The 22,107-nt window shown below is 72.4% G+C and carries 21 protein-coding genes, 1 tRNA gene and 1 pseudogene; 12 read left to right on the plus strand and 11 right to left on the minus strand.

Annotation, left to right across the window (positions count from 1 at the left end):
• Nucleotides 1-127: 127 nt before the first annotated feature.
• Nucleotides 128-1,447, plus strand: a complete 1,320-nt coding sequence (locus tag ABIE45_RS20190) for an efflux RND transporter periplasmic adaptor subunit (protein ID WP_192709258.1) — start codon at nucleotides 128-130, stop codon at nucleotides 1,445-1,447.
• 10 nt (nucleotides 1,448-1,457) lie between these two features.
• Entirely contained in the window at nucleotides 1,458-4,700 is a 3,243-nt protein-coding gene (locus tag ABIE45_RS20195; RefSeq protein WP_192709257.1) for a CusA/CzcA family heavy metal efflux RND transporter, read from the plus strand.
• A 12-nt stretch (nucleotides 4,701-4,712) separates the two neighbouring features.
• Here ABIE45_RS20195 and ABIE45_RS20200 read toward each other — a convergent pair whose 3' ends face one another.
• From ABIE45_RS20200 to ABIE45_RS20225, 6 genes and pseudogenes are all read right to left on the minus strand, one after another.
• Nucleotides 4,713-4,856: a hypothetical protein gene (locus ABIE45_RS20200; protein ID WP_192709256.1), complete on the minus strand. Its 144-nt coding sequence runs from the start codon at nucleotides 4,854-4,856 to the stop codon at nucleotides 4,713-4,715.
• 142 nt (nucleotides 4,857-4,998) lie between these two features.
• Nucleotides 4,999-5,211 (minus strand): TOBE domain-containing protein, encoded by a 213-nt coding sequence (locus ABIE45_RS20205; RefSeq protein WP_192709255.1) that lies wholly within the window; start codon nucleotides 5,209-5,211, stop codon nucleotides 4,999-5,001.
• 96 nt (nucleotides 5,212-5,307) lie between these two features.
• Nucleotides 5,308-5,595, minus strand: coding sequence for a hypothetical protein (locus ABIE45_RS20210; protein WP_192709254.1), 288 nt, complete (start codon nucleotides 5,593-5,595; stop codon nucleotides 5,308-5,310).
• Between the two features lie 140 nt (nucleotides 5,596-5,735).
• Nucleotides 5,736-5,969, minus strand: a pseudogene (locus ABIE45_RS20215) (hypothetical protein); the annotation flags it as partial.
• Between the two features lie 240 nt (nucleotides 5,970-6,209).
• A tRNA-Ile gene (locus ABIE45_RS20220) sits at nucleotides 6,210-6,285 on the minus strand.
• Entirely contained in the window at nucleotides 6,276-6,977 is a 702-nt protein-coding gene (locus ABIE45_RS20225; protein WP_373622894.1) for a DNA-3-methyladenine glycosylase, read from the minus strand. The genes ABIE45_RS20220 and ABIE45_RS20225 overlap by 10 nt, the downstream gene beginning before the upstream one ends.
• A 176-nt stretch (nucleotides 6,978-7,153) precedes the next feature.
• On the opposite strand from ABIE45_RS20225, the gene ABIE45_RS20230 reads away from it, so the two are divergent.
• The 3 genes from ABIE45_RS20230 to ABIE45_RS20240 all read left to right on the plus strand — a co-directional run bounded on the left by ABIE45_RS20230 (nucleotide 7,154) and on the right by ABIE45_RS20240 (nucleotide 8,401).
• Complete coding sequence (locus ABIE45_RS20230) at nucleotides 7,154-7,711, plus strand: metallophosphoesterase (protein WP_192709321.1); 558 nt, start codon at nucleotides 7,154-7,156, stop codon at nucleotides 7,709-7,711.
• Nucleotides 7,712-7,791: 80 nt separating this feature from the next.
• On the plus strand, nucleotides 7,792-8,097 hold the full coding sequence (locus ABIE45_RS20235; protein WP_192709253.1) for a hypothetical protein: 306 nt from the start codon (nucleotides 7,792-7,794) through the stop codon (nucleotides 8,095-8,097).
• A gap of 55 nt (nucleotides 8,098-8,152) precedes the next feature.
• Nucleotides 8,153-8,401 (plus strand): hypothetical protein, encoded by a 249-nt coding sequence (locus ABIE45_RS20240; protein WP_192709252.1) that lies wholly within the window; start codon nucleotides 8,153-8,155, stop codon nucleotides 8,399-8,401.
• 408 nt (nucleotides 8,402-8,809) lie between these two features.
• On the opposite strand, the gene ABIE45_RS20245 is transcribed toward ABIE45_RS20240, so the two are convergent.
• The gene (locus ABIE45_RS20245; protein ID WP_192709251.1) at nucleotides 8,810-9,586 is read right to left on the minus strand and encodes a sigma-70 family RNA polymerase sigma factor; all 777 of its coding nucleotides are present in this window, start codon (nucleotides 9,584-9,586) and stop codon (nucleotides 8,810-8,812) included.
• Between the two features lie 108 nt (nucleotides 9,587-9,694).
• A complete protein-coding gene (locus tag ABIE45_RS20250; RefSeq protein WP_192709250.1) occupies nucleotides 9,695-10,687 on the minus strand; it encodes an SDR family oxidoreductase in 993 nt (330 codons plus the stop codon).
• A 143-nt stretch (nucleotides 10,688-10,830) separates the two neighbouring features.
• On the opposite strand from ABIE45_RS20250, the gene ABIE45_RS20255 reads away from it, so the two are divergent.
• The 6 genes from ABIE45_RS20255 (at nucleotide 10,831) to ABIE45_RS20280 (ending at nucleotide 17,293) form a co-directional block, all read left to right on the plus strand.
• On the plus strand, nucleotides 10,831-12,036 hold the full coding sequence (locus ABIE45_RS20255) for a YihY/virulence factor BrkB family protein (protein ID WP_192709249.1): 1,206 nt from the start codon (nucleotides 10,831-10,833) through the stop codon (nucleotides 12,034-12,036).
• 415 nt (nucleotides 12,037-12,451) lie between these two features.
• A complete protein-coding gene (locus tag ABIE45_RS20260; RefSeq protein WP_192709248.1) occupies nucleotides 12,452-13,162 on the plus strand; it encodes a Crp/Fnr family transcriptional regulator in 711 nt (236 codons plus the stop codon).
• A gap of 124 nt (nucleotides 13,163-13,286) precedes the next feature.
• Complete coding sequence (locus ABIE45_RS20265) at nucleotides 13,287-14,633, plus strand: LarC family nickel insertion protein (RefSeq protein WP_192709247.1); 1,347 nt, start codon at nucleotides 13,287-13,289, stop codon at nucleotides 14,631-14,633.
• Nucleotides 14,630-15,451 carry an adenine nucleotide alpha hydrolase gene (locus ABIE45_RS20270; RefSeq protein WP_192709246.1) on the plus strand — a complete coding sequence of 274 codons (822 nt, stop codon included), beginning with the start codon at nucleotides 14,630-14,632 and terminating at the stop codon, nucleotides 15,449-15,451. Before ABIE45_RS20265 ends, ABIE45_RS20270 begins: the two co-directional genes overlap by 4 nt.
• Nucleotides 15,448-16,128: a nickel pincer cofactor biosynthesis protein LarB gene (gene larB / locus ABIE45_RS20275; protein WP_192709245.1), complete on the plus strand. Its 681-nt coding sequence runs from the start codon at nucleotides 15,448-15,450 to the stop codon at nucleotides 16,126-16,128. The genes ABIE45_RS20270 and larB overlap by 4 nt, the downstream gene beginning before the upstream one ends.
• Nucleotides 16,129-16,183: 55 nt before the next feature.
• Nucleotides 16,184-17,293, plus strand: coding sequence for an aldo/keto reductase (locus tag ABIE45_RS20280; RefSeq protein ID WP_192709244.1), 1,110 nt, complete (start codon nucleotides 16,184-16,186; stop codon nucleotides 17,291-17,293).
• A 178-nt stretch (nucleotides 17,294-17,471) separates the two neighbouring features.
• Here ABIE45_RS20280 and ABIE45_RS20285 read toward each other — a convergent pair whose 3' ends face one another.
• Both ABIE45_RS20285 and ABIE45_RS20290 read right to left on the minus strand, forming a co-directional pair.
• Nucleotides 17,472-19,748: a xanthine dehydrogenase family protein molybdopterin-binding subunit gene (locus ABIE45_RS20285; RefSeq protein WP_192709243.1), complete on the minus strand. Its 2,277-nt coding sequence runs from the start codon at nucleotides 19,746-19,748 to the stop codon at nucleotides 17,472-17,474.
• 243 nt (nucleotides 19,749-19,991) lie between these two features.
• Nucleotides 19,992-20,561, minus strand: coding sequence for a PepSY domain-containing protein (locus tag ABIE45_RS20290; RefSeq protein WP_192709242.1), 570 nt, complete (start codon nucleotides 20,559-20,561; stop codon nucleotides 19,992-19,994).
• A 232-nt stretch (nucleotides 20,562-20,793) separates the two neighbouring features.
• On the opposite strand from ABIE45_RS20290, the gene ABIE45_RS20295 reads away from it, so the two are divergent.
• Complete coding sequence (locus tag ABIE45_RS20295; protein ID WP_192709241.1) at nucleotides 20,794-21,042, plus strand: hypothetical protein; 249 nt, start codon at nucleotides 20,794-20,796, stop codon at nucleotides 21,040-21,042.
• Between the two features lie 4 nt (nucleotides 21,043-21,046).
• Here the strand turns inward: ABIE45_RS20295 and ABIE45_RS20300 are convergent, their stop codons facing one another.
• Nucleotides 21,047-21,811, minus strand: coding sequence for a 3-hydroxyacyl-CoA dehydrogenase (locus ABIE45_RS20300; protein ID WP_192709240.1), 765 nt, complete (start codon nucleotides 21,809-21,811; stop codon nucleotides 21,047-21,049).
• Nucleotides 21,812-22,107 lie beyond the last annotated feature (296 nt).

Consider the following 22,107-nt stretch of genomic DNA (forward strand, 5'->3'; position numbering starts at 1 on the left):
CGGCGCGCGTCCCGCCCGAAGGCCGGCCTCGGCCCCGGGCCCATCCCTCCGCGACACCTGAACGGGACCCTCCGGGACGTCGCGTGGCGCCCGGCCGTCCCGGCCGAGCAAGTCCCACGGCACCCCCATGCGCATTCTCCCGTCCGCGGCCTTCCTGGCCGCCGGCATCGCCGTCGGCGCTGCCCTGTCCCCCCTGCCCGACAGCCTGCGCCAGGCACTGGCCGCCGCCGGCCTGGTGCGCCCCCCGGCCGCCGGCGAGGGCCGCGATCCGGACCATTCCGATCCGCAGGACCGGCCGGCGGTCGCCGGCCAGGCCCATGACGCGCACGGGCACGAGCCGGGGGAGGTCCACGCGGAGGAAGATGCGATCCGGATGCGGCCCGACCAAGTCGCCGCCCAGGACATCGTCACCCGAACGGTGGCGGGCGGCACGCTGGCGCGTCATCTCCTCGTGCCCGGCACCATCACCCCCGACACCGACCGGATCGCCCGCGTCCCGGCCCGGGTGGTCGGCACCGTGGCCGAGATGCGCAAGCGCCTCGGCGATGCCGTGCAGGCGAACGAGATCGTCGCCATCCTCGACAGCCGCGAGGTCGCCGACGCCAAGAGCGAGTACCTCACCGCCCTGGTCCAGGCCGAGCTGCAGAAGATCAACTTCGAGCGCCAGCAGAAGCTGCTCGCCTCGCGCACCGCCTCGGAGGCGGCCTTCGAGACCGCCCGGGCCACCTATCTGGAGAACCAGCTCCGGGTCGACCTCGCCCGTCAGAAGCTGTCGGCGCTCGGCCTCGACGCCGCCGAGGTGGCGGCCGCCCAGAGGCGCGACGAGGCGACGCCGAACCAGTCGAGCCTGCGCCGCTATCCCCTGCGGGCGCCCTTCGCCGGCCGCATCGTCGAGCGGCGGGTCGATGTCGGCACGGCGGTCGGCAAGGAGGGGGATCCGGCGGACCTCTACACGGTGGCGGACCTCTCTACGGTCTGGATCGAGCTGTCGGTGCCGACCCTCGATCTCGCCCAGGTGCGGGAGGGCGCCCGGGTCACGGTCACGCCCGGACGGACGGGCGAGACGGAGCGCCGCGCGGAAGGGCGGGTGATCTTCGTCAGCCCGTTCCTCAATGCCGACACGCGCTCGGCCCGGGTGATCGTCGCCCTCCCGAATCCCGACCTCGCGTGGCGGCCCGGCACCTTCGTCACCGCCGAGGTCGAGATCGCGCAGGACAAGGTCCCGGTCCGGATCCCCAAGGCGGCCGTCCAGACGATCGCGGGCCGGAGCGTCGTCTTCGTGCGCAGTCCGGACGGGTTCGAGAAGCGGCCGGTCACCCTCGGCCGCTCCGACGACGAGGCCTACGAGGTCACCGCGGGGCTCGAGCCCGGAGCCGAGATCGCGGTCGGCAATTCCTTCCTGCTGAAGGCCGAGCTCGGCAAGGCCGACGCCGACCACGACCATTGAGGATCGCGCCATGATCAGCCGCATCCTCGCCGTCTCGGTCCGCCAGCGCTGGCTGGTGCTGCTCCTCGTGCTGCTGGCCTCGGGCTTCGGCGCCGTCGCGCTCACGAAGCTGCCCATCGACGCGGTGCCCGACATCACCAACAACCAGGTGCAGATCAACACCCTGGCCCCGTCCCTGTCGCCGGCCGACGTCGAGCGGCAGGTCACCTACCCGGTGGAGACCGCGCTCGCCGGCATCAAGGGCCTCGAATACACCCGCTCGCTCTCGCGCAACGGCTTCTCGCAGATCACCGCGGTCTTCGCCGAATCCCTCGACATCTACTTCGCCCGCCAGCAGGTCGCCGAGCGCATCGCCCAGGTGCGGGAGGACCTGCCCTCCGGGGTCGAGCCGCGGATGGGCCCGATCTCCACGGGTCTCGGCGAGATCACCATGTGGTCGGTCCAGTACGCGCCGCTGCCTGAGCGCGCGACCGTGCCGGCGGGCCGGCCGGGCTGGCAGCCGGACGGGAGCTACCGGACCCCGGAGGGACAGGCGCTCAGGACCGAGCTGGAGCAGGTCGCCTACCTGCGCACGGTCCAGGACTGGATCATCCGGCCGCAGATCAAGTCCGTCCCGGGCGTGGCCGGCGTCGACGGGATCGGCGGCTTCGAGAAGCAGTACCATGTCCAGCCCGACCCGACGACGCTGACCGCCCTCGACCTCTCCTTCGCGGACGTCGCCCGGGCGCTCCAGGCCAACAACGCCAACCAGGGCGCCCGCTACCTCGAAGATAACGGCGAGAGCTACGTGGTCCGCGCCGCCGGCCGCCTGGAGGGCCCGGAGGCGATCGCCGACGTGGTCGTGGCGAGCCGCGGCGGCGTCCCGGTGCGGATCCGCGACGTCGCCACGGTGCGGATCGGGCGCGACCTGCGCACCGGCTCGGCCAGCGAGAACGGTCGTGAGACCGTCATCGGCACCGCCCTGATGCGGATCGGCGAGAACAGCCGCACGGTGGCGGCCGCCGTCGAGGCCCGCATGGCGCAGATCCGGCGCGCCCTGCCCCCCGGCATCGTGGTCCAGACGGTCCTCGACCGGACGCAGCTCGTCGAGGCCACGATCCGCACGGTCGGCAGGAACCTCGCGGAGGGTGCGGCCCTCGTGGTCGTCGTTCTGTTCCTGCTCCTCGGCAACATCCGGGCGGCGCTGATCGCCGCGCTGGTCATCCCGGTCGCCATGCTGATGACCGTGACCGGCATGGTCGAGGGGAAGATCTCGGCGAATCTGATGAGCCTCGGGGCGCTGGATTTCGGGCTCATCGTCGACGGGGCGGTGATCATCACCGAGAACGCGCTGCGCCACCTCGCCGAGCGGCAGCACGCAATCGGGCGGCCCCTCACGCTGGAGGAGCGCCTGGAGACGGTCCGGGACTCGGCCGAGGAGATGATCAAGCCGTCCCTCTACGGGCAGGCGATCATCATCCTGGTCTACGTCCCGCTCCTGACCTTCACGGGCGTCGAGGGCAAGATGTTCCAGCCGATGGCCCTGACCGTCATCCTCGCGCTGGCGGCGGCCTTCGTGCTGTCGCTGACCTTCGTGCCGGCCCTGATCGCCATCGCGCTGACCGGCCGGATCACCGAGACCGAGAGCCCCCTCCTCCGCGGCCTGAAGGCCCTCTACCGGCCGATCCTCGGCGCCGCGATCCGCGCGCCCGCCCCGTTCGTCGGGGCGGCGCTGCTCCTCCTCGCGGGGGCCGGCCTGCTCGCTGCAAGGCTCGGGACCGAGTTCATCCCGCTCCTCGACGAGAAGAGCATCGCGCTGAACGCCACCCGGATCCCGTCCACCTCGCTGACCCAGTCGCAGGCGATGCAGCTCAAGGTCGAGCGGGCCATCGCGCAATTCCCGCAGGTCGCCACCGTGTTCTCGAAGACCGGCACCGCCGAGGTCGCCACCGACCCGATGCCGCCGAATTCCTCCGACACGTTCGTGATGCTCAAGCCGCAGGCGGACTGGCCCGACCCGAGCCTGTCGAAGGCCGAACTGCAGGAGCGGATCGAGGCGTCCTTAAGCGCGCTCGCCGGCAACGTCTACGAGTTCTCCCAGCCGATCCAGCTGCGCTTCAACGAGCTGCTCGCCGGGACCCGGGGCGACCTCGCCGTGAAGGTGTTCGGCGAGGCCTTCGAGCCGATGCTGGAGACCGCCAACCGGATCGCCGCGATCCTGCGCGGGATCCCGGGCGCCGACGACGTGAAGGTCGAGCAGATCACCGGCCTGCCGGTCTTCGAAATCAAGATCGACCGGACCGAGGCGGCGCGGCTGGGTCTCAGCACCGGGGCGATCCAGGACGTGATCGGCGCCGCCATGGGCGGGCGGGATGCCGGGGTCGTGTTCGAGGGCGACCGGCGCGTGCCGATCGTCGTGCGCCTGACCGATCAGGTCCGCGAGGACCGGGAGGCCCTGGAGAACCTGCCGGTCCCCCTGCCCCCGGGGCCGAACGGCAAGGCCGCCTCCGTGCTGCTGCGGCAGGTGGCGCAGTTCTCGGTGAGCGAGGGGCCGAACCAGATCAGCCGCGAGAACGGCCGGCGCCGGGTCGTGGTCACCGCCAATGTCCGCGGGCGCGACATCGGCTCGCTGGTGGCGGAGGCGCAAGGGAAGGTCGCCGCACAGGTGACCCTGCCGGCGGGCTCGTACGTGACCTGGGGCGGCCAGTTCGAGAACCTCGCCTCGGCTCAGGCGCGGCTCACCGTGGTGGTGCCGGTCTGCTTCTTCCTGATCTTCCTGCTGCTCACCTCGGCGCTTGGCGGCGCGCGGGACGCGCTCCTGGTGTTCAGCGCCGTGCCGCTGGCGCTCACCGGCGGGATCGCGGCCCTGTGGCTGCGCGGAATGCCGCTGTCGGTGCCGGCCGCGGTCGGGTTCATCGCCCTCTCGGGGGTGGCGGTGCTGAACGGCCTGGTGATGCTGACCTTCATCAAGCAGCTCGTCGCCGAGGGCCGGCCGCTGCGGGCGGCGATCCGCGAGGGCGCCCTCACCCGGCTGCGGCCCGTGGCGATGACCGCGCTGGTCGCCTCCCTGGGCTTCGTGCCGATGGCGCTCGCCACCGGGACGGGGGCGGAGGTGCAGCGGCCGCTGGCCACCGTGGTGATCGGCGGCCTGATCAGCGCGACCCTGCTGACCCTGGTGGTGCTGCCGGCGCTCTACGCGCGGTTCGGCCGGGCCGAGACGGCGGCCGGGCGGCGCGCGACGGTCCCGGAGCCGCGGGCGGACCGTGCGGCCTGACGCGTCCCGCCCTCAGGCCGGCAGGATGTGCAGGAGGCCGCCGACCATGCCGAGGGCGCCGATGCCGAGCAGGCCGGCGGCGATGTAGAGCCGCATCCGGCTCTGATCGGCGTCCGCCGGCCGGTGGGTGTCGTCAGGCAAGTCGAACCAATCCATCGGGTCAACGCATCCCGTCATCGCAGGGGCTGGCTTGGGCGAGAGGCGCCGCCCTAGGCCAGCCCGATGACGGCTGGATGACCGATCCGCCGAAGCGGAAGGCAGGCCTCGCGGCCTCGCCCATGCGAACCCCGTGCCGCCGCTACGGCGTCACGAGCAGCACGTTCACCGCCTTGGCCAGGACGTGGACGGTGTCGCCCTCCTTGAGACCCAGCTCTTCGAGGGAATCGACCGTCATCACCGAGGCCATGCTGTAGGTGGTCCCGACGAGCTCCACCTCGACCTGCGCCATGACATCGCCACACTTGATGGCCGTCACCGTGGCGGGGATGTCGTTGCGCGCGCCGTGCTTCATGGATCGTCCTCGTGGCGCAGCCGCCGCGGCTGCCGGCGGCCTATCGCACGCCGGCGCGCGGGTTCAACCCGGTCCGTCCGACGGGGCGCGCCGGGATCAGCGGCCGCCGGAGCTGCCGGTGCCGCCGCGATCCTTCTGGAAGCCGGCCGCGTTCGGCGAGCCCTGCATGCGGCCGTCCTGCTTCGGCATCTCCGAGCCCGGCGCGCCGACAGCGGTCGAGCCGGTCGTGTCGCTCTTCCCGGTGAAGCCGGCCGCGTTCGGCGAACCCTGCATGCGGTTGCCGTGCGGAGCGGCGCTGCCGGACGCGTTGGTGCCCTCGGCGGCCAGGGCCACCGAGCCCGTTGCCAGGAGACCGGCGGCGATCAGGGATATCAGCGTCTTCATGGGGGAGCCCTCGCGTGTTTCCTCGCGCCGCCTCTCGGGGGCGACAGAGGGGCAACGCCAGCGGGCGGATCCTGTTCAAGGCCGATCGCGGGCGAGCGGCACGGCCGCCACCCGATCGGGCCGCGCCCGGCCTCGGGCCCGCTGTCCAGCCTCAGGACCGCGAAGGTCAGGGGCGCCGTGTCGACAACAGCCTCGCCCTCGTCCCGGACCGGCACGGTAAAGGCGTGATTGTCACCGTCGCTCGGGATGATCCAGCGCGCGATTTCCGGCAGGCTGATCATCGCCTCCCGGCGGGCCGCTTCGAAATCCGCGCACTCCGTTCCTTCCGTATCGGGCTGGAACTGGCCGTCGTGAATGGCGAAGAAGTGGCGGGGCCATCACCCTCTCCGTGAACCACCTTCCAGGGGGTAACCCACGGTCAGGGCAGCGGCTCTGTGCGTTTTCCAACATGGGTTGATGGTGCCGACGCATCGGCACCGGCCCGAGAAAAACCCGCGCCGGCGAGCCGGGCGGGCTGAAGGGTGTCGCGCCATGAGATCTGCCTGGTAGACCCGCGAGCGGTCGAACGGTTCCGCAGCGACGCGGTCGGCCCGACGGGCCCCGGACAGGCCGCATGGTGGGCCCGGCAGGACTCGAACCTGCAACCAGACCGTTATGAGCGGCCGGCTCTAACCATTGAGCTACGGGCCCGGGCGGCGCCGACGGATAGCCGATCCCCGGCCGGCCGTCACCCGGTTTCCGGTGACGGGCCGAGGCTCCGGGCGCGGCGCGCTGGCGGGCGCCACGGCATTGTCCTTGATGCGCCACAGGTAGCGGGCCAGGATCGAGCGGTACGGCGCGAAGGCCGCTGCCACGTCGCGCGTGTCGTCCCGGCCGGTGAGGCGGCGCAGGCAACCCACCGCCGCCACGTCGCCTTCGGGCCAGATGTCCGGGTCATGGAAATGGAAGATGCCGACCATGTCGGCGGTCCAGGGGCCGACGCCGCGGATGCCGCACAGGATCGCCGCGCGCTCCGGGTGCGGAAGCCCGGCGAGGTCGGGCCCGAGCAGCCCCGCCGCCTCCGCGGCGACGATCGCCTGGAGGGCGCGGACCTTGTTGCCCGAGATCCCGCAGCCGCGCAGCAGATCCGCGTCACCGGCCTCGAACAGGCCGCGCGGGCTCGAGGCAGCCGCAATGGCTGCGGCCTCGATCCGCGCCCAGATCGCCGCGGCGGCCCGGGTGGAGAGCTGCTGGTTGACCACCTCGACGAACAGGCGATCCGCGACGCTCGGGTGCGCGGGCGGCGCGATGGCGATCGGCCCGGCCTCCACGAGGGCCGCACGCAGCGGCGGATGCGCGCCGGCCGCGTCCAGCAGATGGGCATAGATGTCGGGATCCAGCATCGCCTCAGCCGCGTGGCGCCGCACCGGGCGGATCATAGCGCCTGGCCCGGGCGCAGTCCGGAGGCAGGATGCCGCGCAGCCTTGCTCGGGGCGCAGCCCGGCCCACCTCGCTCCGGAACCGCACGGACCGCCGTGACGGTATCGTGGATGCGATCTCGGGCGCGGGTCTCGACGGAATGGCGATCTACTTCACCGCGGACACGCATTTCGGCGATCCGCACATCCTCCGCCATCGCCGGGCGCGCTTCGGCAGCGTCGAAGCCCATGACGAGGCCCTGGTCGCCGGCTGGAACGCCGTCGTCGGACCGGAGGATTCCGTCTGGCATCTCGGCGACTTCGCCGCCCATGCGAGCCGCGACCATTGCGCGGCGATCTTCGCGCGGCTGAACGGGACGAAGCGCCTCGTCCGCGGCAACCACGATTCGAACCGGGTGCTGGATCTGCCCTGGGCGGAGCCGCCGGTGGACAGCGTTCGCCTGTCGGTCCCGGACGCGCAGGGACACGCGCACCGCCTATTCCTGTCGCATTACGCGCACCGGGCCTGGCCGGGCCTGTGGCGGGAGACGCGCCACCTCTACGGACACAGCCACGGCTGGCTGCCCGACACCACCCGCTCCTGCGATGTCGGCGTCGATGCCTGGAATGATCGCCCGGCCACCCTCTCGGCCATCCTGGCGCGCCAGGAGGCTGCCGCGCTCGTGCCGGAGGAGCTCGCCGCCCACGGGCTGCGCTGAGACCCGGCGCCCGTCCCGGGGCCGCTGGCCGCGGATGCCCTATCTATCCGCCTCCCTGATCCGGCACGAGGCTGCACACCATGACCGACACGCCGATTCCGCCGCCCGGGTGGGCCGAGGCCGCGACGCGCGCCGGGACCGAGCTCGGTCTCGGAACCGACTTCACCGCGCTGGATGCGACGGCCTGGGAGCGGGTCTGCCGGCGAGTCGGGCAGATCCTTGCCGGGCAGGGGCAAGCCCTGCCGCCCGGCTGGGAAGACGCGCTCGCGCGGCTGTTCGGGCGCGGCGCGGCGACCATCCCCGCCGGCGACGCGCTGGCCCGCGACGAGGCCGACACGGTCCTGGCGGAGAAGGGCGAGGTGTTCGCGCCCGAGGACGATGCCTGAAACTCCGCCGGGCCGGGTGGTTGCCGTCGCGCCGGTCCGGGCCGATGTAGGAGGCATGCCCCAACCCGAACACCAACATGCCGCTCCGAGACCTCCCGCACGCGCCGCGTCCGGCGGCGCGCCGGGCGCCCTGCGGGTGGTTCCCGTCGCGAGCGGCCCGATCCTCGACGCGCGGACGCGCCTGCGGCTCGGCCAGCAATTGCGGGCGATCTACGATCCGGTGATCGACGAGGCTCTGGATCCGCGGCTGGCGGAGCTGCTGCAGCAGCTCGACGCGGACCGGGCGGGCGGCGCTTCGACCTGAGGGCATCTCAGTGAGCGCGTCCCCAATGCGGAAACCCGGCGGGGGGCTCCCATCGGTGGATCGGGGGGATGTCGCACCGACGGGAGCCGAGCCGAGCCGACGGATCGACCCAACCCGCTTCATGTCGCCCAGGAGCGGGCCGGCGCGCTTTCACCTAAGTCAAATTCGTCGCTGAATACCGCGAGAGAAATGTCGAATTCTCGTATTCGGCATTGAAAGCCGGACCGGCCCGGGTCTGATCCGGTCGATGCGGCGAATCGGCGACGGCGCGCCGGAAGCGTCTCGTCTCGGGTCCGGAACCGCAGAGCCGCCGTCTTTGCGGCCGAAGCGCAGCCGTCAGGGCGGTGCCACGTTCGACGCCGTCACGCCGCTCGTGGGACGCGACGGAAGGCTATTCGGGGAACCGGATCAGACCGTGGCGCCGGTCACCGAGAGCATGACCCCGTCGTTGCCGATCTCGGAGCCGCTGTAGCCGAGCATCCGCGCGAGCTGCTCGCGGGCGCGCCAGACGCGGCTCTTCACGGTGCCGATCCGGCAGTTCATCACGGCAGCGGCTTCCTCGTAGCTCAGGTTCTCGATCGCGACGAGGACCAGCGCCTCGCGCATCACCGGCGCGAGCCGATCGAGGGCGGCGCGCACGTCCTGAAGGTCGAGATGGCCGCCCTGCTCGGGCACGCTGGTCAGCCGCTCGGCGTGGTTGCCGTCGGTATCGGAGACCTCGCGGCCGTGCTTACGGTGCTGGCTGTAGAAGACGTTGCGCAGGATCGTGAACAGCCACGCTTCCAGATTGGTGCCGGGGGTGAAGCCCCCGCGCCCGCGCCAGCCGCGCAGCAGCGTGTCCTGCACGAGGTCGTCGGCCGCAGCCGGGTCGCGGGTCAGGGAGACGGCGAACCGGTGCAGCGCCGGCACCACCTCCAGCAGACCCGCGCGGAACGTCCCGTCGCGTTCGCCCTCGGCCTGCACCAGCGCGGCCTCGAGGCGGGCCAGCAACTCGGCGAAGCGATCCGAGGTCGCCCCCGGCGCCGGGCCGATCCGGTCGTAGGCGTGGCCGAGCAGGGTGCCGAGATGCGCGCGCACCGCCTCGGGCAGGCCGTGCCGGGTCTCCTCGACGGGATCCCCGGCCGGGTCCGCGCGGGACACATCCTCGACGGGATCGAGCAGCGATGAGCCTTCGGTAACGGGCATTCAGGTCCGGTCGTCGGCGTGCGGGCCGGTCGCGCCCGTACCACCGGTTGTGGCGCGCCGAGGCGCCCCATGCCGCAACATGGGTTAGCCCTTCGCCCGAACGGGGTGTCAGGCCCGGGGGCTGAACCGCCGCGCCGCCGCGACCCCGACGAGCAGGGCCGCGCAGGCTCCGGCCGCGGCGAGGCCCACGCTCAGCGCTCCGGCGGACGGCACGCCTTTCCGGGCGCGCCAGCCCCCGTCCGCGCCCGTGCCCTGCGGCAACGGAGCGCGCAGGGCGCCGTGGGTGCGCGGGCCCGGATCGGCCCGGTCGAGGGCGAGTCGGAAGCCGAGGCCCATGAGGTGCTCGGTCGGGTACGGGGCCAGGGCGTAGCCCACCTGTGCGAGGCGGGCCGGCCAGCCGACCGCCACCTCGTCGCGCGGGTGGCGCACGAGGCGGATGAAGGTCTCGGCCACGGCCTCGGGTGCGTAGAACAGGTGTCCGGGATTGAGCCGCTTGCCCGTCACGTTGGCGCCGTGCTCCAGGCCCGGCGTGTCGACGATGGCGGGGAACACGCCGCAGACATGGATGTCCCGGTGGCGGGCGAGTTCCTGGCGCAGGCTTGCCGAGAAGCCCCGCAGGCCGAACTTGCTCGCCGTGTAGGCGGCCGCGAAGGGTGTCGGCGCCCAGCCGCCCATGGACACCGTGTTGATCAGCGTGCCCCGGCCGCGGTCGAGGAAGTGCGGCAGCACCGCGTAGGCGCCGTGGACCGCGCCCAGCAGGTTCACCGCGATCGTCTGCCGGTGCAGGTCGAGCGGCGCGTCGAGCAGGGGGCCGAACACGCCGACCCCCGCGTTGTTGATCCAGACATCGATGCCGCCGAAGGTGCGGATCGACGCCCGGGCCAGGGCCGCCACGGCATCCGGGTCGGTGACGTCGGTGGGGATTGCCACGGCCTCGGCGCCCGATGCGCGCAGGTCCCGGACGATCGCGTCGAGCACCTCGGCCCGGCGCGCCGCCAGAACGACCCGGGCGCCCCGGGCCGCGAAGGCCTCGGCGGCGGCCCGGCCGATGCCGCTCGAGGCGCCCGTGATGACGACCGTCCCGCCCTTGAGCCGCGCCATGCCTGTTCTCCACGCCGCTTTGCAACTTCACGGCGAACCGTTGCGCGCATGACGGCGTTCCCCTTCGCGGCTGCGGCCATTCGAACGTGCCTTCGCGGGTGCCGTTCGACGCTTGCCCGATGTCCAACCCCTGAGGTCCGCCGATGCCAGCCCCCGATCCAGTCCGCGCCGAGGCCGCCGGTCCCGAGGGGCACGCCTCGACGGTCTGGACGCTGGCGCTCGCCACCGCGCTGATCGGCCTGGTCGCGTTCCCGCGCCGGGCGGCGCGGCCGGCCGGCGGATCCTCCGGCCGGTCGGGTCATCGGACGGATCATCGCGCGGGGCATGGGGGCGGCAGCCAGGACGGTGCGCGGCGGCCCTCGCCCTCGCACGAGGGTGGCGAGGCTGAGGCCGTCGCCCGGAGCCAGGCCGATCGCGGGCGCACCGCCTCGGGTCCGACCGAGATCCCCGCCAAGGGCTGGAAGGACATCGCGCTGCGCACCTATCACGACATCGGCGAGAACCGCCTGTCGCTGATCGCGGCCGGCGTCACCTTCTTCACGCTGCTGGCGATCTTCCCGGCGGTGGCGGCGCTGGTGTCCTGCTACGGGCTCATCGCCGACGCCTCGACCATCAACGACCAGCTCGCCAGCCTGCAGGGCATCCTGCCCCAGGGGGCGCTGGACATCGTCGGCGATCAGGTCAAGCGGCTGAACGAGCAGGGCAACACCACGCTCGGCTTCAGCTTGATCCTCGGCATCGCCCTGTCGGTCTGGAGCGCCAACGGCGGCGTGAAGCACGTCTTCGACGCGCTCAACCTCGTCTACAACGAGCGCGAGAAGCGCAACTTCATCGTCCTCAACCTCGTCTCCCTCGCCTTCACGGCCGGCGCGCTGCTGTTCCTGATCCTGGCGCTGTCGGCCATCGTGGTGCTGCCGGTGGTGCTGTCGTATGTCGGGCTCGGCACGGATGCGTGGTGGCTGACGCTGCTGCGCTGGCCGACGCTGCTCGTGGCGGTCCTGCTCGGGCTCGCCCTGCTCTACCGCTACGGACCCAGCCGGGACGCGCCGCGCTGGCGCTGGGTGACGCCCGGAGGCGCCTTGGCGGCCGTGCTGTGGATCGTCGCCTCGCTGCTGTTCTCCTGGTACGTCGCCCATTTCGGCAGCTACAACAAGACTTACGGCTCGCTCGGCGCGGCCATCGGCTTCATGACCTGGATCTGGCTCTCGACCATGATCGTGCTGATCGGTGCCCAGGTGAATGCCGAGATGGAGCATCAGACCGCCGAGGACACGACCGTCGGCGAGCCCCAGCCCCTGGGTACGCGCCGGGCGCGCATGGCCGACACGGTGGGGGCCGCGGCGGAATAGGCCACCTCGTCCCCCGGTCAGGCGGCGCCCCTCATGCGCGCGGCCCGTGCGGCAGCGATCGGGAACGCCGCTGCGTCCGTGACAAACGTGCGGCGGGGCGCCTTAACACAGGTTGGCGCGCGTTTCTCAGGCCCAGGCACAAGCCGCTCGAGAAGATCCGGACTTCGAAGTTCGGAAGACCGCTTGCCTTTTGCGAATAGAATTATCCGTGCTTCGATACTTCATCGACACCGTCGGCGACGCTGGCGTGCGGACCAGTGGATCAGCGGACCATCCGGCGCCTTCGGGCCGGGCCGCGCGACGCGGCGGCAGGCCCGGTCCCGGGTGCCAGGCACCCCCGGATCGGCGCGCCCGCGGCGTGAGACGGGCCCGCGCGCACGACCTCGGCGCGGCCGCGATCTGACCGGAGGCGGGCGTGGATAACCCGTTCGTGCGGAAGCTGGAGCAGCATGTCCGGCTCGCGCCCGAGGACCGTGCGGTCCTCGACGGCCTCGCGCGCCAGCATATCCGCCACGTCGCGGCCCGCCAGGACATCGAAGGGCAGCACGGCGACGCCCACCACACCCACCTCATCCTCGACGGCTGGGCCTGCCGCTACAAGCAGTTCCCGGACGGGCGGCGGGCGATCGTCGCGCTGCTGCTGCCCGGCGACATGTGCGATCCGTTCGTGTTTCGCCGGGCGCGCATGGACCACGCCATCGGGGCGCTCACCCCGGTCACGGTCGCGCGCATCACCCCGGAGCAGATGAGCGACGCCGTCCGAGGCCGGCCGGTGATCGAGGAATGCCTGTGGCGCGAGACGCTCTCCACGGTCGCCATCCATCGCGAGTGGATCGCCAGCGTCGGCCGTCGCTCGGCGATCGAGCGTCTGGCGCACCTGTTCTGCGAGCTGCACCTGCGGCTCGCGCGGGTCGGCCTCGCCGACGGGACGACGCTGCCGATGCCGGTGACCCAGCCGGACCTCGCCGACGCCCTCGGCCAGACGAGCGTGCACATCAACCGCACCCTCAAGGAGCTGCGCACCAGCGGCCTCGTCACACTCCGCAGCCGGCGCCTGGCGATCCGCGACCTCGGCGCCCTGATGGAGCGCGGGCTGTTCGACCCGGCCTACCTGCAGCTCACCTGAACGCCGCGGTCGATACGCCGCGGCCTGGGGCGCCGCATGCGTCACCGGGCAAACCTTGCCTTGCGGCGGGCGGAGCCGATCTGAGCGGGACTCCCGATTTCCGCGGTAGGTCGACCGGCAGACGATGCACATCCACCTCGACGCGCTCGGCGGCGTGGCCGGCGACATGTTCGCCGCCGCGCTGCTGGACGCCTTTCCCGAGCACCACGAGGGCGTGCGCGCGAGCGTCCGGGCGGTCGACGCCCGCATCGCCTGCGCGCTTCGCCCGCACAACGACGGCACCCTGTCCGGCGCGCGCTTTGTCGTCTCGGGACCCGACGCGGAGTCCGGACCCGCCGGGCACGGCCATCACACGCACGAGGGCCATGCTCATGGGCAGGGTCACGGGCATGATCACGGGCATGAGCACGGGCATCACCACGATCCCGCGAGCGGTCATGGGCATGGTCATGGGCACGCTCATGAGCACGCTGATGGGAACCGTCATGGCCACCGGCCCTGGTCGGAGATCCGCGCCGCGCTGAAGGCCGCCGACCTCGCGCCGGCGGTGCGGGCGCACGCCCTGGGCATCTTCGGCCATCTCGCCGCGGCGGAGGCCCGGGTCCACGGCATCGCGGTCGAGGCGGTGGCGTTCCACGAGGTCGGCGCCCTCGACTCGATCGCCGACATCGTGGCCGCCGCCCACCTGATCGCCAAGCTGGAGGCGCGGAGCTGGAGCGTCTCGGCCCTGCCGCTGGGCTCCGGCCGGGTGCGGACCCAGCACGGCCCCCTCCCCGTCCCGGCTCCCGCCACGACGCTGCTGCTCGCGGGCTTTTCCACCCTCGACGACGGCATCCCCGGCGAGCGCGTTACCCCCACCGGTGCGGCGATCCTGCGCCACCTCTGCGGCGACGATCCCGGGCGGGGACGCCCCCGGGGGATCCTGGGGCGCACCGGCATCGGCTTCGGCACCAAGGTTCTGCCGGGCCTGAGCAACTGCCTGCGCGCCCTGGTGCTGGAGGACGGCGCCGCGTCCGGCCCCGGCCGACGGGATCTCGCGGTAATCGCCTTCGAGGTCGACGATCAGTCCGGCGAGGACCTCGCCATGGGCCTCGACCGGCTGCGGGCGGAGCCCGGTGTTGTGGACGTCGTGCAGGCGCCGGTCCTCGGCAAGAAGGGCCGGATGATGGCCCATATCCAGGCCCTGGTGCGGCCGGAGAGCCTGGAATCGGCGATCGCGGCCTGCTTCCGGGAGACCACCACGATCGGCCTGCGTTACCACCACGTGGAGGGCGCCATGCTCGCGCGCGCCGCCCGCACGGTCGAACACGAGGGCCTGTCCGTTCGTGTGAAGGTCGTGGAGCGGCCGGGCGGGCGCACCGCCAAGGCCGAGGCCGACGACGCTCGCGGCCAGGCGGCCCACGCGGTCCGGGCCGCCCTGCGCCATGAGGCCGAGCGCCTCGCGCTGGAACAGGAGCAGGAGGAGCGGTGACGCGCCAGCATCTCGAATCGGTCCTCGCCGGCCTCGGCCCCGTCGCAGTGGCGGTGAGCGGCGGGGTCGACAGCCTGACGCTCGCCACCCTCGCCCACCGGCTGGCGCCGGGGGCGACCCTGGTGGTCCACGCGGTCTCGCCGGCCGTGCCCGCGGAGGCGACCGCGCGGGTCCGCGCCGAGGGCGCCCGCGAGGGCTGGTCCTTACGGGTGATCGAGGCCGGCGAGTTCGCCGACCCGGCCTACCGGGCGAACCCGGTCAACCGCTGCTTCTTCTGCAAGACCAATCTCTACGGCGCGGTTCGGCGCGTCACCGACCGGCAGATCCTGTCGGGCGCCAACCGCGACGATCTCGGCGAGTACCGCCCCGGCCTCGACGCCGCCCGGGAGCACGGCGTTCGCCATCCCTACGTGGAGGCCGGGTTCGACAAGGCGTCCGTCCGGGCGCTCGCCCGCGACCTCGGCCTCGGGGCCGTGGCGGAGCTGCCGGCCGCCCCCTGCCTGTCGAGCCGGATCGAGACCGGCATCGCGATCGAGCCGGAGACCTTAAGCTTCATCCACGCCGTCGAGCGGCTGGTGGGCGGGGCGCTCGATGCGGGGGCCGGTGCCAAGCGCGCGGTCCGCTGCCGGGTTCGCGCCGAGGGCGTGGTGGTGGAGCTCGATCCCGGGAGCCTCGCGGCCCTCGACGCCGAGGATCGCGAAAAACTCGGGGCGGGCATCCGGGACATGGCGCCGGCGCGTCTCGCGGGCCCGGTCCGGTTCGCGCCCTACCGGGTCGGCAGCGCCTTCCTGGTCGAGCCGCGGGAGGCCCGGGCGTGAGCGTGACGGAAGAATTCACCCTGGATTTCGCCCGGCCCGAGCGGATCGGGCTGGAGGAGGCGATCTTCTGCGCCGGCAAGAGCCCGGAGCAGATCGACGCGATCCTGGAGGCCGCCCGGGCGCGCGGCGCCTCGCTGCTCCTCACCCGCCTCGATCCGGAGAAGCGCGACCGGCTCAACCAAGCCGCGCGGCTCGACTATTGTCCGGTCTCGCGCACGGCGGTGTTCGGTGAGCCGCAGCGGGTCAGCGGCCCGGCCCGCGTCGCCGTGGTGGCGGCCGGCACCTCGGACGTGCCCGTCGCCCGCGAGGCCCTGCGGGTGCTGGCCTATGCCGGCCGGGCGGCCTCGCTCTTCGCCGATGTCGGCGTCGCCGGCCTGTGGCGGCTGACCGCGCGGATCGAGGAGATCCGCGCGCACCCGGTGGTGATCGTCGCCGCCGGCATGGACGCGGCGCTGCCGAGCGTCGTCGGCGGCCTCGTGGCCGGGGCGGTGATCGCGGTCCCGACCTCCGTGGGCTACGGCGTCGCGGCGGGCGGGCGGGCCGCCCTCGATGCCGTGCTGGCGAGCTGCGCCCCCGGCATCACGGTGGTCAACATCGACAACGGCTACGGCGCCGCCTGCGCCGCCCTGCGCCTGCTCCACGCGGCAGGACGCCTCGCCGCGGAGACCGAACGATGAGCCGGTGCGGATCGTTACCTGCCCTCACCTGGATATTCTCGAACGGAGACAGCCGATGGAACGCCGCAGCTTCCTCCAGGGCGCCGTGCTCGGCGCGGGCCTCGCGGGCGCCGGCAGCGCAGGTGCGGCCGTGAACGCCCCCGGCCTCCCGAACACCCGCCCGCAGGATCCCGCGGACCTGCCCTTCGTCACCGATCCCGGCGAGCGCCGGGGCGAGATGCTCTACCGGACCTTCGGCAAGACGTCGGAGAAGATCTCGGCGATCGGGATGGGCGGGTTCCACCTCGGCAAGAGCGCGGTGACCGACGACGAGGCGACGCGGCTGATCCATGCCGGGATCGACCGCGGCATCACCTTCATGGACAATTGCTGGGACTACAACGAGGGGCGTTCCGAGCTGCGCATGGGCGCGGCCCTGGCCCAGGGCGGCTACCGCGACAAGGTCTTCCTGATGTCCAAGATGGACGGGCGGACCAAGGAGGAGGCGATCAAGCAGATCGACCAGTCGCTCCTGCGCCTGCGCACCGACCGGATCGATCTGGTCCAGCACCATGAGATCCTGCGCTACGACGATCCGGACCGGGTCTTCGCCGAGGGCGGCGCCATGGAGGGATTCCTCGAGGCCAAGAAGCAGGGCAAGCTCCGCTATATCGGCTTCACCGGCCACAAGGACCCGCGCATCCACCTGCAGATGCTGGAGGTGGCGGCCGAGCGCGGCTTCCACTTCGATTCCGTGCAGATGCCCGTCAACGTGATGGACGCGCATTTCCGCTCGTTCAGCCACCTCGTGCTGCCGTATCTGGTGCAGAACGGCATCGCGCCGCTCGCCATGAAGACTTTTGGCGACGGGGTGATCCTGAAGGCGGACGCGCCGATCAAGCCGATCGAGTACCTGCACTTCTCGCTGAACCTGCCGGTCTCGGTGGTGATCACCGGCATCCAGAACCAGCGCGACCTCGACCAGGCCTTCGAGGCGGTGAAGACCTTCAAGCCGATGGACAAGGCGGCGGTGGCCGAGCTGCTGTCGCGCTCGAAGCCCTATGCGCTCGAGGGCAAGTACGAGCTGTTCAAGACGAGCGCCACCTTCGACGGCACCGCCAAGAACGCGGCGTGGCTCGGCGAGGACGTGGCAAGCGTGAAGAAGCTCGCGCCGACGATGGAGTAGGGGGCACACGCGTTATTCCCCTCCCCCTTGTGGGGAGGGGGCAGGGGGTGGGGGTGGTTCAGAAGGAACCACCAAGCCTCATCCGGCCCCACCCCCACCCCCACCTCCAACTCCTCCCCGCAAGCTTGAGCGATCCCGGGCAAGCCCGGGATCGCCGGGGGAGGAGAGCCGCCCTCCTCTACGCCACATCCTCCAGCCGGATCGGCAGGCTGCGGATCCGGCGGCCGGTGGCGTGGTGGATTGCGTTGGCGATGGCCGCGTTCACCCCGATGATGCCGAGCTCGCCCAGGCCCTTCAGACCGAGCGCATCCACCTGATCGTCGGGATCGGGCACCAGCAGCGCCTCCACCTCCGGCGCGTCGGCCGCCGTGGGGACGAGGTACTCGGCGAGGTCCGGGTTGCGATAGGCGGCGCCGTCGACCACCGTCTCTTCGAGCAGCGCCGAGCCGAGCCCCCAGATCATCCCGCCCGTGAGCTGGCTCTTCGCGGTCAGCGGGTTGAGGATGCGTCCCGCCGCGAAGGCGCCGGTGAGTCGCGCCACCCGGATCTCACCGGTCTCGGCATGGACGTGGACCTCCGCGAACTGCGCTCCGAACGCCCAGGCCACGGCCTTCCCGGCCCCGCCGAAGGCGAGCCCGATATGGCCGCCGTGGAGCCCCTTGAGCGCCGTCTCCCGGTCGCCGCCCTCGGGCACGAAGGCCGCGACGGTCTCGACGCCCTCTGAGCCGATCGCCTCTGCGAGCGCGATCCCGGTCCCGTCCGGGGCGACGAGCCGGCCGCCCGCGAGGCGTAAGCGCGCCGGATCCCGGCCGGCGAGGCGGCCCCCCTGCCCGGCCGCGGCCTGCGCCAGGACCTCGCGGATCTGCCGGCAGCCGAGCGCCAGGGCGTTCATCAGGCTGGTCGTGGTGCTCGACCCGCCCGAGATGCCGGCAGCCGGCAGGTCGGTGTCGCCGAGCCGGACCGTGACCCGCTCCACCGGCACGCCGAGCCCGTCCGCGGCCCCCATGGCGAGCAGCGTGGTGATGCCGTTGCCGATCTCGTGGTGCGCGCAGGCCACCTCCGCCGACCCGTCCGGGCCGAGCCGGACCCGCATGGTCGCGGCGGCGATCTTCACGGGCCGCACCGAGGTCGCGCAGCCCAGACCCACCCGCCAGGGACCGTCGCGCATCGCCCCCGGACGCGGCACACGGCGCGGCCAGCCGAACGCCCGCGCGCCCGCGTCGAAGCAGGCCATCAGCGGTCGGGTCGAGAACGGTTTTCCGCTGACCGGATCGATCGCCGTGTCGTTGAGGCGGCGCAGTTCGATCGGGTCCATGCCGAGGGCCACCGCCATCTCGTCGACGGCGCTCTCCAGGGCGAACAGGAACGGCACCTCCGGGGGCGCCCGCATCGGCCCGGGCGTGTTGCGGTCGACCCGCACGGCGCGCTCCTCGGTGCGAATGTTCGGGCAGGCGTAGAGGCTGGCGGTCACCTCCGCGCCCTCCATCACGAAGGGATCGAAGCGCGAGGTCACGGTCTCGGCCTCGTGGATCAGGGCGGTGAACCGGCCCGCCCGGTCGGCGCCGAGGCGGATCGTGTGGCGCGATTCCGGCCGGTAATTGGCGATGGTGAAGCATTGTCGCCGGCTCGGCACCAGGGAGACCGGACAGTCGAGGCGCCGCGCTGCCAGGGCGACGAGGGCCGTGTGCTGCGACAGCGCGAATTTCGAGCCGAAATGGCCGCCGATCAGGCCCGCCACCACCCGCACGTTCGCGGGATTGAGCCCGAGCTGCGCCGCGAGCCCGTGCTGCACGGCGCCGACATAGCGGGTCGGCTCGTGCACGGTGAGCCGGTCGCCGTCCCAGGCGGCCCGGGTGGTGAACAGCTCGATCGGGTTGTGGTGCTGGACCGGCGTCGCGTAGCGCGCCTCGACTCGGACGGCCGCATCCCGCAGACCCGCCTCGGCGTCGCCCCGGGCGATGTCCTCGTGGTGCGGCTTGAGGTCGGCAAGGCGCACGGTCTCGGCGCCGGGCGCGTCGAAGCCGCCGGCGGCGGGCTCCTCCGCGTAGGAGACCTTGACCGCGCCGGCCGCGGCCTCGGCGGCCTCCAGGGTCTCGGCGACGACCAGCGCCACGATCTGGCCGGCATACGCCACGGCGTCGGAATCCAGCGGCCGGTGCGAGCTGTTGGCGAAGCCGCCGGCCATCAGGTGCTTCACCGGCGCCACCGCACCCGCGAAGTCTCGGTGGGTGAAGATCCCCAGAACCCCCGGCACCCGCTCGGCGGCCGCGAGGTCGAACCCGGTGATGCGGCCCCGGGCGATGGTGCTGGTCACCAGGGCCGCGTGGGCCGCGCCGGTCTCGGGCCCGGTCAGATCGGAGCTGTAGAAGGCCCGGCCGGTGACCTTGTCGGGCCCCTCGATCCGGGTATGGGCCTGTCCGAGATGCCTGTCGGATTCCCGCCCGCGCGCGTCCATGCCGCCCTCCCCGTCCGCGGCCGGTCGGGCCGCATCGCAAAGGGGGGAAGCGCCGTGAGGGCTCTCCGGCTCCCCGGGCGGTGGGGCGACAGGATGCAGCGGCCGTACCGACCCAGCCGTCATCGCGCGCGGCGCGAAGCGACCCAGGGCAGCGCACCTGGATCAGCGTGGGGCGCCGCCTGGAAGGCTTCGCGCGGCGCGCAAGGACGGGGCTGCGACGGAGTCCCGCCGCAGCCCGGGACGTCAGTTCAGGACCTTGCCGTCCGGCCCGACCTTGATCTCCTGCTCCTTGTCGGCGCCGGCGACCTTGATCTCGTACTGGACCGCGGAGCCGTCCTTCTCGACCTCGGCCTCGTAGGCCTTGCCGCCGCCGGCCTTCTGCTCGGCGATGGCGAGCGCGTCCTTCAGCGAGGTCTTGGCGTTCTGGAAGTCGGAGGCCTTCAGCCGGGTGAAGTAGCGCTCGATCGGCTGATTCTCGGTCTTGTAGAGGGCGCCGGTATCGGCGTTGATGCCGTACTCGACGAGCTTGCCGCTCGGGTAGACGACCTTGATCGCGTAATGGGCCGGATCCTTGCTGCCGGCCTTCTCGAAATCGGCGTCGATGGCGCGGCCGCCCTTCTCGTCGCCCTGCGACTCGGCGGTGGCGAGCGCCTGGGCGAGGCTGACCTTGGCGGCCTTGGCGACCTGCCACTCCTTCAGGTTGCTGTCGGCCTTCGTGGCGGGCTCGGCCGGCTTCGCCGCGGGGGTCTGGGCCACGGCGAGGCTGGCGGAGAGGGCGAGCAGGCCGGCTGCAGCGGTGAGACGGGTGATCATGGCGGATGTCCCTTTGCGGGTTCGTTCACGGGAGCGTGAAACGTCGGGTCCGGAAATCCGGTTGCCCGCAATCGGGAAAAAATTCGGCTGCCCGCGCCGCGTTCGCGGAGAGGCGCGCCGTCGCGGGGGGCGGCCGCCCGGCGAGACGGGAGGCGGATGCCTCTATATGAGACGCGGGTGATCCGGCGTGTCCCCTGGGCGCCGGCGGACTCACCCACGGATGGAGCAGGCCATGACCGCGAACGAGCCCGAGCCGCTGGACGATTTCACGCGCCTGCACGCCAAGCTGTCCGCCCTGGAGATCGTGCTCGGCGTCCTGATCGGGCGGCTCTCCGAGGAGAATCCGGAGATCCGCGAGGACGTGAAGCGCGACGTGGCGGCGATCCTGTCGGACCTGCCGATCGACGGGTCGAGCGAGGAGATGATCGCCGCCGAGGTCCGCCGCGCCGCCGAGGTCCTGACCAGCGTGTCGATCGGCTGACCCGTCAGCGCGGCGGCATCCGCAAAGCCCCGTCGAGCCGGATCGTCTCGCCGTTCAGCATCGGGTTCTCGCAGATGTGGCGGACGAGGTCGGCGTATTCCGACGGGCGGCCGAGACGCGGCGGGAACGGCACGCTCTGGCCGAGCGTGTCCTGCACGTCCTGGGGCAGCCCCGCCATCATCGGCGTCTCGAAGATGCCCGGCGCGATGGTGACCACCCGGATGCCGTGCCGGGCGAGTTCCCGGGCGATCGGCAGGGTCATGGAGACCACCCCGCCCTTCGAGGCCGCGTAGGCGGCCTGCCCGATCTGGCCGTCGAAGGCGGCGATCGAGGCGGTGTTGACGATCACGCCCCGGGCGCCCGCCGCATCCGGCGCCTCCCGGGCGATGGCGTCGGCCGCCAGCCGGATCATGTTGAAGGTGCCGACGAGGTTGACCGAGACCGCCCGCGCGAAGGTCTCGAGCCGGTGCGGCCCGTCGCGGCCGACAACCTTCTCCCCCGGCGCGATGCCGGCGCAGTTCACCAGCCCATGGAGGTGCCCGAATGCGTCCAGCGCCGTCCGGACCGCCGCCGCGCCGTCCGCCTCGCGGGTGACGTCCGTCTCGGCGAAGCGGGCCTGCACCCCGAGATCCGCCGCCACCCGGGCGCCGGCCTCCCGGGCGATGTCGGCCACGACCACCCGGGCCCCCGCCGCCGCGAGCCCGCGCGCGGTCGCCTCGCCCAGGCCCGAACCCGCCCCGGTGACGATGAAGACCCGGTCCTTGATCATCCTGGTTCCCCCTGTCCCGGGCGACACGGCCGCCCGGCCTCGACACGTGACGTAGCGCGGCGCCGGGCAGGCCGGAAGACGCCCCCGCCCGGCCCGTCGCGCCAGACCGTCAGCTTGGCCATTGACGTGTGATTTTTTCCCACATAAACGTTGGTGACACGACCCGATGTATTGGTTCGTATTTCGATCTGTTTCCGGCGTCTCTGGGCGCGATCACTAGACATTCTGCCGCCAGTAATCGGTCGAGCGGCAGCGGCGATCTTCGTCAAGCGCCCGTACACTCATTCCGGGTGCGC

The sequence above is a fragment of the Methylobacterium sp. OAE515 genome, from assembly GCF_041806315.1.
Classification (GTDB): domain Bacteria; phylum Pseudomonadota; class Alphaproteobacteria; order Rhizobiales; family Beijerinckiaceae; genus Methylobacterium; species Methylobacterium tardum.

Excerpts from the sequence above, each read along its gene's own strand:
- ABIE45_RS20265 (WP_192709247.1), top strand. The coding sequence starts at position 13,287 with ATGCACATCCACCTCGACGCGCTCGGCGGCGTGGCCGGCGACATGTTC.
- ABIE45_RS20195 (WP_192709257.1), top strand. The coding sequence starts at position 1,458 with ATGATCAGCCGCATCCTCGCCGTCTCGGTCCGCCAGCGCTGGCTGGTG.
- ABIE45_RS20250 (WP_192709250.1), bottom strand. The coding sequence starts at position 10,687 with ATGGCGCGGCTCAAGGGCGGGACGGTCGTCATCACGGGCGCCTCGAGC.
- ABIE45_RS20200 (WP_192709256.1), bottom strand. The coding sequence starts at position 4,856 with ATGGATTGGTTCGACTTGCCTGACGACACCCACCGGCCGGCGGACGCC.
- ABIE45_RS20205 (WP_192709255.1), bottom strand. The coding sequence starts at position 5,211 with ATGAAGCACGGCGCGCGCAACGACATCCCCGCCACGGTGACGGCCATC.
- ABIE45_RS20285 (WP_192709243.1), bottom strand. The coding sequence starts at position 19,748 with ATGGACGCGCGCGGGCGGGAATCCGACAGGCATCTCGGACAGGCCCAT.
- ABIE45_RS20290 (WP_192709242.1), bottom strand. The coding sequence starts at position 20,561 with ATGATCACCCGTCTCACCGCTGCAGCCGGCCTGCTCGCCCTCTCCGCC.
- ABIE45_RS20225 (WP_373622894.1), bottom strand. The coding sequence starts at position 6,977 with ATGCTGGATCCCGACATCTATGCCCATCTGCTGGACGCGGCCGGCGCG.
- ABIE45_RS20295 (WP_192709241.1), top strand. The coding sequence starts at position 20,794 with ATGACCGCGAACGAGCCCGAGCCGCTGGACGATTTCACGCGCCTGCAC.
- ABIE45_RS20210 (WP_192709254.1), bottom strand. The coding sequence starts at position 5,595 with ATGAAGACGCTGATATCCCTGATCGCCGCCGGTCTCCTGGCAACGGGC.
- ABIE45_RS20300 (WP_192709240.1), bottom strand. The coding sequence starts at position 21,811 with ATGATCAAGGACCGGGTCTTCATCGTCACCGGGGCGGGTTCGGGCCTG.
- ABIE45_RS20240 (WP_192709252.1), top strand. The coding sequence starts at position 8,153 with ATGCCCCAACCCGAACACCAACATGCCGCTCCGAGACCTCCCGCACGC.
- ABIE45_RS20280 (WP_192709244.1), top strand. The coding sequence starts at position 16,184 with ATGGAACGCCGCAGCTTCCTCCAGGGCGCCGTGCTCGGCGCGGGCCTC.
- ABIE45_RS20230 (WP_192709321.1), top strand. The coding sequence starts at position 7,154 with ATGGCGATCTACTTCACCGCGGACACGCATTTCGGCGATCCGCACATC.
- ABIE45_RS20245 (WP_192709251.1), bottom strand. The coding sequence starts at position 9,586 with ATGCCCGTTACCGAAGGCTCATCGCTGCTCGATCCCGTCGAGGATGTG.
- ABIE45_RS20235 (WP_192709253.1), top strand. The coding sequence starts at position 7,792 with ATGACCGACACGCCGATTCCGCCGCCCGGGTGGGCCGAGGCCGCGACG.
- ABIE45_RS20190 (WP_192709258.1), top strand. The coding sequence starts at position 128 with ATGCGCATTCTCCCGTCCGCGGCCTTCCTGGCCGCCGGCATCGCCGTC.
- ABIE45_RS20255 (WP_192709249.1), top strand. The coding sequence starts at position 10,831 with ATGCCAGCCCCCGATCCAGTCCGCGCCGAGGCCGCCGGTCCCGAGGGG.